Below are 12,879 nucleotides of genomic sequence, written 5' to 3'. Positions count from 1 at the left end.
GTATGTCTATTTCAATAAAAAAGATGGGAGGGGCGCTATCCGGAACCTACCACACATTTTTCGTTCTCGTTCCGGCGCTCGCTCTCGGTTTAAGCGCTAATGCCCTGGCACGTGATTTTTTTGATCCCGCTTTTATAAAATCAGTAAATCAGGGCGATCCATCCTCAATACCGGACCTGTCCCTGTATTCAACCAAGGATGCACAGGCACCAGGGGTGTACCGCATTGACGTTATTTTAAATAATAGTCTGCAAGAAACGGCCGATATTCGCTTTGTTGACAAAAAAGATCCGGCGACTGATGCCTTAAAACTCGCGCCATGTTTAAGCATTGCTAAATTAACCACCTATGGTTTACGTTCCGAAGCATTTCCAACATTAAAAGAGGATGCTAACGGCTGTGCTGATACGAGCGTCATCCCGGATTTCACCACCGATTTTAACTTTAATACTCAACAGCTGCTGATATCCATACCGCAGGCAGCCCTGTCGACGATAGCTCAGGGATTTGTTTCTCCCGATGAGTTTGATGACGGTATTAACGCCTTGCTGACCAACTATCAGTTCAGTTCAGGCAAAGACTATGAAGCGGACAATGAGTATTACAATCTTAACCTACAATCCGGCCTGAACATTGGGCCGTGGCGCCTGCGCAACCTTAGTACCTGGAATAAATCAGCAGGCACGAAGAGTGACTGGGATTCCGTCTATCTCTATGCGCAGCGAAGCATTGTGTCGTTGAAAAGCACCTTAGTCATGGGTGAAAGCACCTCTCTCTCCAGCATTTTTGACAGCGTGCCCTTCACGGGGATTCAGCTGGCAACCGATACGGACATGATTCCTGAAAGCCTGCGCGGCTTCGCGCCTGTTGTTCGTGGTATTGCCAGGACCAACGCTCGCATCGTCATTAAACAGAATGGCTATCAAATCTACCAGGCCTTTGTCGCTCCGGGCGCTTTCGAAATCACCGATCTCTACTCGACCGGCGGCAACGGTGACCTTTACGTCACCGTCGAGGAGTCCGATGGTTCCCAACAGAACTTCGTCGTGCCTTACGCCTCTCTGCCATTAATGCTCAGAGAAGGCCAGATGGAGTATGAGATCACGAGCGGTAAATATCGCCCATATGACGGCAATATAGATGAAAAGCCGTTTACGCAGGCTACGATCGGCTACGGTGTCTTAAGCAACACCACTTTCTATACCGGTTTGCAGGCGGCATCCAACTATCAGGCGCTCGCTTTCGGGGCCGGGCAAAACCTTGGCGATATTGGCGCGGTTTCCGCAGACGTCACGACAGCCTGGTCCCACAAGAAAGATGAAGATAAAACGTCCGGCCAATCCTGGCGTATCCGCTATGGTAAAAATATTCTTGAGACCGGCACCAATATTACCGTAGCCGGCTACCGCTATTCGACCTCCGGGTACAATACGCTAAGCGATGTGATGAACACCTATAGCAACAGATACGGCGGCTATACTCCACGCTCTCTGCGTAACAGAACCAATATTACCGTCAGCCAAAGCCTGGGGGCCGGGTTAGGTAGCCTTTCTGTATCCGGTATATTCGAGGATTACTGGGACAGCAAGCGCCACAATAACTCGCTGAATATTGGTTACAACGGCGGGTTCCGTCGCTTTAACTATTATGCCGGCTATAGCTATAGCCGCTACAGCTGGGGAAATAGTGGCTCCGGCCGTTATGTAGAGGATGACCATGTCGTTTCATTTAATATCTCTATTCCTTTAAGCGAGTGGTTGCCTAATGCTTATGCGACCTACAACGTCACCAACAGCAGCCCGGGCTCGACCGATCAGTATGTTTCTCTGAGCGGGGTGGCGCTGGAAAATCATAACCTCGACTGGAACGTACAGCAGGGCTACAGCAATCGGGAGGATGCCAGCGGCGGCGTCTACGGCAACTATCGTGGTTCAACGGGTTCAGTTAACGCCGGCTACAGTTATGCCAAACATAGCCAGTTGATTAACTATGGTCTGAGCGGCGGCGTATTAATGCATGCCGACGGTATTACCCTGGGTCAGGAAATGTCTGAAACCGCCGTACTGGTTAAAGCACCCGGGCTGAAAAATGTACGCCTGGAAAACGACGCGACTATCGAAACGGACTCCCGCGGCTACGCGATTATTCCGTACGTTACGCCATACCATCGGACCAACGTAACCTTAGATAGCACGACTCTGGGGAATAATATGGAATTGCCAAATACGACGCAAAAAGTCGTGCCTACCCGTGCAGCCGTGGTACGGGCGAACTTCGCGGGTAATATTGGCCGCCGCGCATTCCTTATCCTTAAGAGAGCATCAGGCGAAAACGTGCCGTATGGCGCAACGGTAACGTCAACTACCGATAAAAATGCCCAGGCCAGTATCGTGTCTGATGGTGGGATGGTCTACATGTCCGGTCTAAAAGATAACGGTGAAGTCTATGCCCAGTGGGGTTCAAAGACTGGCCAGCAGTGTAAAGCGGCTTATAGTCTGGCCAGGGAAATCGAAGGCATCGCGCAGACGACTGCGGTTTGCCACCAACAGGGAAAGTAATACTATGAAATGTCTTTTTTTTATTATTAGTTTACTCAGCATAAGCTTACAGGCGGTGGCTACCTGCTCATATAGTAAAACGGGTGGCGGTGCGATTACCGTTAGTTTTAACGGTTCTGTCATCGCGGATTCCACATTACCTAACGGTAGCATATTAGCGTCGGCAAGACGTGGAAGTGTAAATCCCAAAACATTTTCATCGTGTAGTTCCAGCGATGTTTATGTCGTCAGAACCGTACCTGTCGTAAGCCCATCTAATATTACTAAAATTGGTGGAAAAATAGTTTATGAGACAGGTATCCCCGGTATTGGGTTTCAGATTTCTGATATTACCTTACCATCAGTTAACTATTTTTCCCCTGCAGAAATAGATCAGCCAGAAATAGCCAGCAATCATTATTTTTCTAAAGCGTCTGGACAGGTCATGGTCTGGTTAGTGAAAACCGGCCCCATAACGAAACAAAAGGGAAACAAAACGGCGGTTTATTTTATGGCTGGCCCGCCAAATCAGACCAACACGGGTGCATCGAATACCGCTGAATTATTCAGAATCAATGTGGATTTGACTAACATTACTTTTAAGGAAACTACCTGCGAAATCTCGCCGCGCAATGGAGGTATCGTAAAACTATCAACCATTGATATTTCGGATTTAAATTCCGTAGCAGTCGGCAGTGCCGCAGGCAAGTCCAAAAATATTATCCTCGATATTAACTGCCCGGATTCAGAAATCAATAAAAAATATGTTTACTGGTTTAGCCCTATATCTGTAGCATCAACAAGCGTAAATGGACTATTACTAAATTCATTACCAGACGGCGCTCAAAACATAGGTATCATTCTTAAAAAAAATGGTTCTGCGATAAAATTTAACGATCTGAGTGCCTACCCCTTCGTCAGTACTAAGGAAGGTGCGAATAAGCAGGTCATTTCTTCCCAAGCTGACTCGCTGATTAAAATTTCGCGGATCTGGGCCGATTTTTTTCCCGCAAACACATCGAATCAGCCTATTTAGGCTATTTTTTCCACCATTTCTGGCGTTATTTCCGGTTTTTACTGAGATCTCTCCCACTGACGTATCATTTGGTCCACCCGAAACAGGTTGGCCAGGGTGAATAACATCGCCAGTTGGTTATCGTTTTTCAGCAGCCCCTTGTATCTGGCTTTCACGAAGCCGAACTGCCGCTTGATGATGCGAAACGGGTGCTCCACCTTGGCACGGATGCTGGCTTTCATGTATTCGATGTTGATGGCCGTTTTGTTCTTGCGCGGATGCTGCTTCAAGGTTTTTACCTTGCCGGGACGCTCGGCGATCAGCCAGTCCACATCCACCTCGGCCAGCTCCTCGCGCTGTGGCGCTCCTTGGTAGCCGGCATCGGCTGAGACAAATTGCTCCTCTCCATGAAGCAGATTACCCAGCTGATTGAGGTCATGCTCGTTGGCCGCGGTGGTGACTAGGCTGTGGGTCAGGCCACTCTTGGCATCGACACCAATGTGGGCCTTCATGCCAAAGTGCCACTGATTGCCTTTCTTGGTCTGATGCATCTCCGGATCGCGTTGCTGCTCTTTGTTCTTGGTAGAGCTGGGTGCCTCAATGATGGTGGCATCCACCAAAGTGCCTTGGGTCATCATGACGCCTGCTTCGGCCAGCCAGCGATTGATGGTCTTGAACAATTGACGGGCCAGTTGATGCTGCTCGAGCAGGTGGCGGAAATTCATGATGGTGGTGCGATCCGGCAGGGCGCTATCCAGGGATAATCGGGCAAACAGGCGCATGGAGGCGATTTCGTACAGGGCATCTTCCATGGCACCGTCGCTCAGGTTGTACCAATGCTGCATGCAGTGAATACGCAGCATGGTCTCCAGCGGATAGGGCCGTCGGCCATTGCCCGCCTTGGGATAAAACGGCTCGATGACAGCGGTCATATTCTGCCATGGCAGAATCTGCTCCATGCGGGAGAGGAAAATCTCTTTTCGGGTCTGACGGCGCTTAGTGCTGAATTCACTATCGGCGAAGGTGAGTTGATGGCTCATGATGTCCCTCTGGGATGCGCTCCGGATGAATATGATGATCTCATATCAGGAACTTGTTCGCACCTTCCCTAAGGGGCAGATGGTTGAGAACGGCAGCAGCCTCGCACAGATCAAACCCACAGGGGATATTGAGTATTATCTCATCCTATGGTTACCCAATAATACTATCCCTTATGTGAAGCCAGGCGACACGATTAATATTCGCTATGATGCTTTTCCTGCGGATAAATTTGGGCAGTTTCCAGGAAAGGTTATTTCTATCTCCTCGGTTCCAGCATCACGCCAGGAGATGGCTGAATATACCAACGTTAATAACGGCACTAGCCAGCAGGAGTTGGCGCTCTATAAAGCCATTATAAAAATTAAAGACAAGACTTTTAACTACAACGGAAAAACGCTCACGCTCTCTAACGGCCTGAAGGCTCAGGCGGTAGTTTTTCTTGAAGAGCGTCCGCTTTATATGTGGATGTTTACCCCTTTCTATAAGATGACGCAAAGCGTGAGTGGCCCGATCGATGCATAAAGAACTGTTTAAAACGATTACCGATAAGCTAAATTTTTCGCTCCGCCATAAAACGCCGGTGATATTACAGTCGGAGGCTGCCGAATGCGGTATCGCCTGTCTGGCGATGGTTTGCGGCTTCTACGGGCTCAATATCGACCTGTTCAACTTCCGCCATCGCTACGGCAGTCCTTCTCAGGGCGTTACGCTCATGTCGTTGAGCAAAACGGCGGAACATGCCGGGTTGAAAAGCCGCGCGCTATCCCTCGACCTGGATGAAATCAAGCAGCTAAAGCTGCCCTGCGTCATCCACTGGGGTTTGAATCATTACGTGGTGCTCACTAAAGTGCGTAAAAGCAGCTTTATTGTTCACGACCCGGCGCTGGGTAAACGGGTTATTGGCATCCAGGAAATGTCCAATAACTTTACCGGCGTTGCGCTGGAGCTATGGCCGGACCAAAACTTTCAGCAGGAACAGGCGAAATCTCGTCTACGCCTGCTGGACCTGATGCGTAATATTGTTGGGCTGAAATCCGTCCTGCTCAAGATCTTTGCCTTTTCGGTAGTGGTTGAGGCTATCGGTCTGTTGTTACCCATCGGCACGCAGCTGGTTACCGACCACGTCATCATGGCGCACGATCAGAGCCTGCTTTCGGTTATCTGTATTGGCCTGGTTTTCTTCACGCTCTTCCGTACATTTATTAGTATGCTGCGGGCCTGGATCTCATTAACGTTAAATACGCTGACCAATATTCAGTGGAAGACAACGCTGTTCGATCATCTGGCGAGCCTGCCGTTATCCTTTTTTGAGAAGCGCCATCTGGGCGATATTCAGTCTCGTTTCTCCTCGCTGGATACTATCCGCTCAACCTTCACCAATAGTATTGTTACCGGCATTATCGATTCGATTATGACCGTTGGCCTGCTGATTATGCTAACGCTTTATGGCGGCTGGCTGGTTTGGGTCGTGGTGGGCTTTACTTTATGCTACGTCATCATGCGTTTTGCGACCTACAGCTTCTACCGCCGCGTTGCCGAAGAGCAGGTTATCAAGGGCGCCCGTTCCAGCTCGCACTTTATGGAGTCGCTCTATGGTATTTCAACCATTAAGGCGTTGAACTTAAAAGAACGCCGTTCGCAGCACTGGTTAAATATCAACATCGACGCCTGTAATGCCGGCATCAAACAGACTCGGTTCGATATGATGTTTGGCGGTATTAATACCTTTATTACTTCTATCGACCAGGTTGCGGTTCTCTGGCTGGGGGCAATTATGGTTATTGATAACAATATGACCCTTGGCATGTTTATGGCCTTTAATGCCTATCGCGGTCAGTTCTCGCAGCGCGCCTCAAGTTTGATCGATCTGATTATGCAGCTGCGTATGCTGTCGTTACATAATGAGCGTCTTTCAGAGATCGTCTTTAGCGAGCCGGAAAAAGAACTGCCTTCACGACGCGTTTTTGCAGAAAACACGGGCGTTAAACTGGAAGTGAAGAATCTCAGCTACCAGTACGATCCGTTCTCGCAGCCTATTTTTTCTAATTTAAATATTACCGTTGAACCGGGCGAATCCATCGCGCTGGTCGGCCCTTCCGGCGTCGGTAAAACCACGCTACTGAAAGTCATGTGCGGCCTGCTGTCCCCAACCAGCGGCGATGTGATAGCGGATAACCTCGATATTCAGAAAATCGGCATTAACAACTTCCGTCATGGAACGGCCTGCGTTCTGCAGGAAGACAGACTCTTTTCGGGTTCCCTGATCGATAATATCAGCGGCTTTGAAGATAACGCCGATATGGACTTTATCGTTGAATGCGCACGCAGATGTAATATCCATGATGAAATCATGAAAATGCCGATGGGGTACGAAACCATTGTCGGCGAGCTCGGTTTAGGCATCTCTGGCGGGCAAAAACAGCGGCTCTTAATCGCTCGCGCCCTCTATCGAAAACCCAGCATTCTGTTTATGGATGAAGCCACCAGTCATCTCGATCTTAAAAATGAGTCGGTGATTAACCAGTCTATCTCTGGGCTAAGCATTACCCGAATCATCGTCGCCCATCGGCCATCCACCATTGCCTCGGCCGATCGCATCATTGATTTATCACAGCTACGCACGCTGGCACCAGCGTAACCCTCAGGAAAAGGAGATCCGAATGCAAGGCACGTTTATTGGTTTTAATACCGCATCAATTAAATATGAAGACAAATTTTTAGCTTTAATGCTCAAAGTAAAGCTGAGTAATCAACTTTGCCAGTCTTACTATCTTCAGGCCCAGGCGCTTACCGACCTCCTGTTAGTTTTACAACACAGGATGGCCATCGTATTACAGCGCTTAAACGCTGAAGGTGAAAGTTATAAGAGCGAACTGGTCGCTTTTAATGAGCAGCTCATAGAAAACACCCCGGTTATAGATATGCCGGAAGTCCAGCAGCCCAATTCGGAAAGGCGAGTCATATCGATTACGTTAAAACCAGGAGATACCTGGTCAACGCTCATTCTTGTGCTGCAAAACGAGCAAATTGCTACGCTGCGCATTGATGATATGCAGGTTGAAGCGCTGCTGGTTGGAGTTCAGCAATCTCTTAAAAACGCCGGTGATAACGAACTGATTAAAAATTTAACGTCATCACTGGAAAGCCTGATGCTATATGCCCTGGATTTAACGAATAACAAGAATGTTGATTATCAACAGTACATCCAGGATGAGTGGAAGCTCAATCTGTTTTCCCATTATCTGGGCGTGCTGTACTGCTGTGATACGGAAGCAGGCCGAAAAATCATCTCCGGCGCGGTGATTAAAACCAACGCCGCCCATCCGTCAGAGCAGGAGAATAGCGTAGTGATGCGCTTAATTGAGAAGAGCCCAAAACTGAAAGAAGTGCACGCAAAGCATCAGCCCTGCCAGATTTTTAGCCAAATTATTCCTTCTCAGCCGGGAAGAATGCTGTCGCTGGAGGAGTGCCTGCGGCCTTTACATGCGTTCTACATGGCGACACAGGCCAAAATCAACGCGCGCTAAAAAATATGCCAGGTGCCTCTATTGGCTCAAAAGAGGCACCTGTTAAATCAATTCGGGCACTTATAAACCTGGCCGTTCATTTGGCTATCTGTCGGGACAAAGCTGGACAACAGATTCTGCGTCGGGCTGCTGACGCCGTAAATCACGTTGCCTCCCATTTCTGCCGCATGGTTACGCAGAGCGTTTGCCGCACCGCGCATAGAGCCGCCTTCATCACCATTCTGCCCGGACAGCCAGTTGCTCTGCGTACCGGTCGCAGTGCCTAACAGCTGGCATTCGGAACCCGGTTTATCCTCAACAAAGCGTACGTTCTGGCCACCAGAGGTCAATTCGTTGCTGGAGCTGCAACCTGCTAACAACAATGCTGCGCCGACAATCCCTGCTAAATATTTTACCTGCATGTTATTCCCCACGATCAATGAGCTGGACGCACTGGCCCGGATGTACAACCTTATACTAAAAAGACGACAAAAAGAAAAACCCCCGAGCATTTCTGCCCGAGGGTTCTTTATTTCTAAGGGGTATAGCGCACGATTACATCATGCCGCCCATACCGCCCATGCCACCCATACCGCCAGCAGCACCTAAGTCAGGCGCGTCGCTTTTCGGCAGGTCAGTAACCATGCACTCGGTGGTGATCATCAGACCAGCAACGGATGCTGCGTACTGCAGAGCAGAACGCGTCACTTTGGTTGGGTCCAGGATACCGAAGTCGATCATGTTGCCGTATTCTTCAGTTGCGGCGTTGTAACCGTAGTTACCCTCACCGGCTTTCACGTTGTTAGCAACAACTGACGGCTCTTCACCGGCGTTGGATACGATCTGACGCAGCGGAGCTTCCATTGCGCGCAGCGCAACTTTGATACCGACGTTCTGATCTTCGTTCTGAGCGGTCAGGCCAGCCAGTTTAGCCGCAACGCGAACCAGCGCTACGCCACCACCGGCAACCACGCCTTCTTCAACCGCAGCACGGGTCGCGTGCAGGGCATCGTCAACGCGGGCTTTCTTCTCTTTCATTTCAACTTCGGTCGCTGCGCCAACTTTGATTACCGCAACGCCGCCTGCCAGTTTCGCAACGCGCTCCTGCAGTTTTTCACGGTCGTAGTCAGAAGTCGCTTCTTCGATCTGCTTACGGATCTGAGTAACGCGGCCCTGAATCGCAGCTTCTTCACCCACGCCATCGATGATGGTGGTGGTGTCTTTGTTGATAACAACGCGTTTCGCCTGACCCAGGTCTTCCAGAGTCGCTTTTTCCAGCTCCATACCGATCTCTTCAGAGATAACGGTACCGCCGGTCAGGGTTGCGATGTCCTGCAGCATAGCTTTACGACGGTCGCCGAAGCCCGGAGCTTTAACCGCAGCCACTTTAACGATGCCGCGCATGGTGTTCACCACCAGGGTCGCCAGCGCTTCGCCTTCTACGTCTTCAGCGATGATAACCAGCGGTTTGCCAGCTTTCGCCACGGCTTCCAGAACCGGCAGCATTTCGCGGATGTTGGAGATTTTTTTGTCAGCCAGCAGGATGAACGGGCTTTCCAGCTCAACAGCACCGGTTTCCGGCTTGTTGATGAAGTACGGGGACAGGTAGCCGCGGTCAAACTGCATACCTTCAACCACGTCCAGTTCGTCTTCCAGACCGGTACCGTCCTCAACGGTGATAACGCCTTCTTTACCGACTTTGTCCATCGCTTCCGCGATCAGTTTACCTACGGTTTCGTCGGAGTTAGCGGAGATGGTACCTACCTGAGCAATGGCTTTAGAGTCAGAGCACGGTACGGACAGCGTTTTCAGTTCTTCAACGGCGGCAACGACAGCTTTGTCGATACCACGTTTCAGGTCCATCGGGTTCATACCCGCAGCAACGGCTTTCAGGCCTTCAGCGATGATAGCCTGAGCCAGTACGGTTGCGGTGGTGGTACCGTCGCCTGCAGCGTCGTTCGCTTTAGAGGCAACTTCTTTCACCATCTGCGCGCCCATGTTTTCGAACTTGTCTTCCAGCTCGATTTCACGCGCTACGGAAACGCCGTCTTTAGTGATGGTTGGCGCACCGAAGGATTTGTCCAGAACCACATTACGGCCTTTCGGGCCCAGGGTTACTTTAACTGCGTCTGCCAGTACGTTTACGCCGCGCAGCATTTTCACACGAGCGTCGTTACCGAATTTTACGTCTTTAGCTGCCATTTTATCTTTCCCTTAAATTCGTATGTTCAGTGTCGTTCGCGGATTACGCTTCAACAATTGCCAGAATGTCGCTTTCGGACATGATCAACACTTCTTCATTGTCGATCTTCTCGGACTTCACGCCATAGCCATCGTTGAAAATGACGATGTCACCAACTTTAACGTCCAGAGGCTGCACGGTTCCGTTTTCCAGGATGCGGCCCTTACCGACAGCGATGATTTCGCCACGAGTTGATTTTGCTGCCGCAGAACCGGTCAGAACGATGCCGCCAGCAGACTTCGTTTCAACTTCTTTACGTTTGACGATCACACGATCATGTAACGGACGAATACTCATTTTGATAGCTCTCCTTTGAGAAAGTCATTATCAGTTATGGATGACGCCGGTCCGCACACGGTTTTCCGGCTAGTGCCCTGAGAGATGGGGATGGGGTTTTACCGCTTCAAGGGGAAACGCAAAAAAAAATTTGTCCTCGTGCTCGGACGCACATAAATTTGCCGTCCTCGCCTGACGTCATAAGCAAAAGCGATTGTGATACCATCCTTTTTTTGCCGGGCGCAAGGTTGAATCATGAGTGGTTTAAAACAGGAGTTAGGGCTGGCTCAAGGCGTGGGATTACTCTCCACGTCATTACTGGGAACCGGGGTCTTCGCCGTTCCGGCACTGGCCGCGCTGGTCGCCGGCGATAACAGCCTCTGGGCCTGGCCGGCGCTGATTTTACTGGTGTTTCCCATCGCTATCGTCTTTGCGACGCTGGGCCGCCACTTTCCCAGCGCCGGCGGCGTGGCGCATTTTGTGAATATGGCCTTTGGCCCGCGTCTGGCGCGCGTCACCGGCTGGCTCTTTTTATCGGTGATCCCGGTGGGATTACCCGCGGCCCTGCACATCGCCACCGGCTTTGGTCAGGCGCTTTTTGGCTGGCACGACAGCCAGCTGCTGCTGGCCGAGCTGGGAACGCTGGCGATTATCTGGTGGGTCGGTTCCCGCGGAGCCAGCTCCAGCGCCAATCTACAAACGCTGGTTGCCGTGCTGATTGTCGCCCTGATCGTCGCCATCTGGTGGCGCGGCGCGATCAATCCCGCGCAGATCCCCTTCCCCGCGCCCGCTGAAATCGATAGTTCGCAGCTTTTCTCCGCGCTTTCCGTGATGTTCTGGTGCTTTGTCGGGCTGGAGGCTTTTGCACACCTGGCCTCTGAGTTTAAGCAGCCGGAACGCGATTTCCCCCGCGCGCTGATGATTGGCTTATTACTGGCGGGTTCCGTCTACTGGGCCTGTACCGTGCTGGTCCTGCATTTTCATGCCTTTGGCGAGGAGATGGCCGCCGCCGCGTCGCTGCCCAATATCGTGGTGCACCTGTTTGGCGTGCAGGCGCTGTGGATTGCCTGCGTTATCGGCTATCTCGCCTGCTTCGCCAGCCTCAATATCTATATTCAGAGTTTTGCTCGCCTGGTCTGGTCGCAGGCGCAGTACAAACCCGAGAGCTATCTGGCCCGGCTGTCGCCGCGACAGATTCCGCGCAACGCGCTGAACGCGGTGCTCGGCTGCTGCGTCATTAGCGCGTTATGCATTTATGCGCTCAATATCAATCTTGATGCGCTGATCGTCTACGCCAACGGCATTTTTATTATGATCTATCTGCTGTGCATGCTGGCGGGCTGCCGTTTGCTTGAGGGACGTTATCGCGCGTTAGCGGCGTTTGGCAGCCTGCTGTGCCTGCTGCTGCTGGCGATGGTGGGCTGGAAGAGCCTTTACGCGTTTATCATGCTGGCGGTACTGTGGCTGTTTTTACCGAAGCGCAGGCTGGCGGAGGGGTATTCCAGGCCGGAGTAACCGGCCCGGGCAATGCATGTTAGTCGCGGCGATCGTCTTTATGATCGAGACGGTCGCGTTCGTCGTCTTTACGCTGGTATTCGCCTTCAAAGGTATCGCCGCCGCCCGTTCCGGCGCTAAACCCGCCGCCCGGCATCCGGCTAAAGCGCAGATGCGGCATCAGTTTTAAGGTCAGATGCTTCTGTACCGGAGGTAACAGCAGCAGCAGCCCCAGGAAATCGGTAAAGAACCCCGGCAGAAGCAACAGCAAACCGGCGATAATCAGCGACACGCTTTTGATCATCTCTGCGGCCGGGCTCTCCCCGCCGCCATCTTCTGCTGCATCAGCATGAGGTTTTTAAAGCCCTGGTTTTTCACCAGAGATATCCCCACCACCGAGCTGAAGATCACCAGAATCAGCGTCAGCAGAACGCCAAGCACATGAGCGACCTGGATAAAGATCGATATTTCAATGTAAACGTATAAAAAAACGGCAATTAACGGAATCCAACGCACCGGCGTCTCCTTCATTAACAGACGCCAGCATCGGCGCCCGTAGTCATAGATGTGCTATTCGCATCAGCAAGATGTTGGGCCAAAACGTCACTTTTCAATCGTAAAAAAAGCTTATTTTTTTCAAAATTAGAAAACCGGTGACTCATTTCACAGATTAATAATTCTTATAAGATTCACTACATAATAAGTGATCAGGGCGGCTGATATTCGCTATCATCAGCATATGATCGTGGGCACCGGGCCGATTAAGGA

General features: G+C 50.9%; 9 protein-coding genes and 2 pseudogenes. 6 read left to right on the top strand and 5 right to left on the bottom strand.

The genetic code is table 11. The annotated features are described in order from the left end of the window. Positions 1–2: 2 nt before the first annotated feature. Both CDA56_RS03500 and CDA56_RS03495 read left to right on the top strand, forming a co-directional pair. On the top strand, positions 3–2,558 hold the full coding sequence (locus CDA56_RS03500) for a fimbria/pilus outer membrane usher protein (protein WP_102803522.1): 2,556 nt from the start codon (positions 3–5) through the stop codon (positions 2,556–2,558). 4 nt (positions 2,559–2,562) lie between these two features. Beyond that, positions 2,563–3,573 carry a fimbrial protein gene (locus tag CDA56_RS03495; protein WP_103815591.1) on the top strand — a complete coding sequence of 337 codons (1,011 nt, stop codon included), beginning with the start codon at positions 2,563–2,565 and terminating at the stop codon, positions 3,571–3,573. A 38-nt stretch (positions 3,574–3,611) separates the two neighbouring features. On the opposite strand, the gene CDA56_RS03490 is transcribed toward CDA56_RS03495, so the two are convergent. Further along, positions 3,612–4,592, bottom strand: a complete 981-nt coding sequence (locus CDA56_RS03490) for an IS5-like element ISKpn26 family transposase (RefSeq protein ID WP_000019441.1) — start codon at positions 4,590–4,592, stop codon at positions 3,612–3,614. Positions 4,593–4,662: 70 nt separating this feature from the next. Here CDA56_RS03490 and CDA56_RS03485 point away from each other — a divergent pair. From CDA56_RS03485 to yjeJ, 3 genes and pseudogenes are all read left to right on the top strand, one after another. Continuing rightward, a pseudogene (locus tag CDA56_RS03485) lies at positions 4,663–5,115 on the top strand (beta-barrel domain-containing protein); the annotation flags it as partial. Further along, on the top strand, positions 5,108–7,231 hold the full coding sequence (locus tag CDA56_RS03480) for a peptidase domain-containing ABC transporter (RefSeq protein WP_004097913.1): 2,124 nt from the start codon (positions 5,108–5,110) through the stop codon (positions 7,229–7,231). The pseudogene CDA56_RS03485 and the gene CDA56_RS03480, both read left to right, overlap by 8 nt. A gap of 22 nt (positions 7,232–7,253) precedes the next feature. Then, a complete protein-coding gene (gene yjeJ / locus CDA56_RS03475) occupies positions 7,254–8,120 on the top strand; it encodes a YjeJ family protein (protein ID WP_025107651.1) in 867 nt (288 codons plus the stop codon). Positions 8,121–8,167: 47 nt separating this feature from the next. Here the strand turns inward: yjeJ and CDA56_RS03470 are convergent, their stop codons facing one another. From CDA56_RS03470 to CDA56_RS03460, 3 genes are all read right to left on the bottom strand, one after another. After that, on the bottom strand, positions 8,168–8,521 hold the full coding sequence (locus tag CDA56_RS03470) for a DUF4156 domain-containing protein (RefSeq protein ID WP_004097909.1): 354 nt from the start codon (positions 8,519–8,521) through the stop codon (positions 8,168–8,170). Between the two features lie 133 nt (positions 8,522–8,654). Next, positions 8,655–10,301: a chaperonin GroEL gene (gene groL, locus CDA56_RS03465; RefSeq protein ID WP_032747587.1), complete on the bottom strand. Its 1,647-nt coding sequence runs from the start codon at positions 10,299–10,301 to the stop codon at positions 8,655–8,657. A 43-nt stretch (positions 10,302–10,344) separates the two neighbouring features. Next, positions 10,345–10,638, bottom strand: coding sequence for a co-chaperone GroES (locus CDA56_RS03460; RefSeq protein WP_003855929.1), 294 nt, complete (start codon positions 10,636–10,638; stop codon positions 10,345–10,347). Between the two features lie 234 nt (positions 10,639–10,872). On the opposite strand from CDA56_RS03460, the gene yjeH reads away from it, so the two are divergent. After that, entirely contained in the window at positions 10,873–12,132 is a 1,260-nt protein-coding gene (yjeH, locus tag CDA56_RS03455) for an L-methionine/branched-chain amino acid transporter (RefSeq protein ID WP_025107653.1), read from the top strand. Between the two features lie 19 nt (positions 12,133–12,151). Here yjeH and CDA56_RS03450 read toward each other — a convergent pair. Beyond that, positions 12,152–12,627, bottom strand: a pseudogene (locus CDA56_RS03450) (FxsA family protein). Positions 12,628–12,879 lie beyond the last annotated feature (252 nt).

It is taken from the genome of Klebsiella michiganensis, assembly GCF_002925905.1.
Lineage (GTDB): Bacteria > Pseudomonadota > Gammaproteobacteria > Enterobacterales > Enterobacteriaceae > Klebsiella > Klebsiella michiganensis.
This window is presented reverse-complemented; position numbering and strand designations above follow the sequence as displayed.

Bases quoted from the DNA above. Each gene is read 5' to 3' on its own strand.
- groL (WP_032747587.1), bottom strand. From the start codon at position 10,301: ATGGCAGCTAAAGACGTAAAATTCGGTAACGACGCTCGTGTGAAAATG.
- yjeJ (WP_025107651.1), top strand. From the start codon at position 7,254: ATGCAAGGCACGTTTATTGGTTTTAATACCGCATCAATTAAATATGAA.
- CDA56_RS03480 (WP_004097913.1), top strand. From the start codon at position 5,108: ATGCATAAAGAACTGTTTAAAACGATTACCGATAAGCTAAATTTTTCG.
- CDA56_RS03495 (WP_103815591.1), top strand. From the start codon at position 2,563: ATGAAATGTCTTTTTTTTATTATTAGTTTACTCAGCATAAGCTTACAG.
- CDA56_RS03470 (WP_004097909.1), bottom strand. From the start codon at position 8,521: ATGCAGGTAAAATATTTAGCAGGGATTGTCGGCGCAGCATTGTTGTTA.
- CDA56_RS03500 (WP_102803522.1), top strand. From the start codon at position 3: ATGTCTATTTCAATAAAAAAGATGGGAGGGGCGCTATCCGGAACCTAC.
- CDA56_RS03490 (WP_000019441.1), bottom strand. From the start codon at position 4,592: ATGAGCCATCAACTCACCTTCGCCGATAGTGAATTCAGCACTAAGCGC.
- CDA56_RS03460 (WP_003855929.1), bottom strand. From the start codon at position 10,638: ATGAGTATTCGTCCGTTACATGATCGTGTGATCGTCAAACGTAAAGAA.
- yjeH (WP_025107653.1), top strand. From the start codon at position 10,873: ATGAGTGGTTTAAAACAGGAGTTAGGGCTGGCTCAAGGCGTGGGATTA.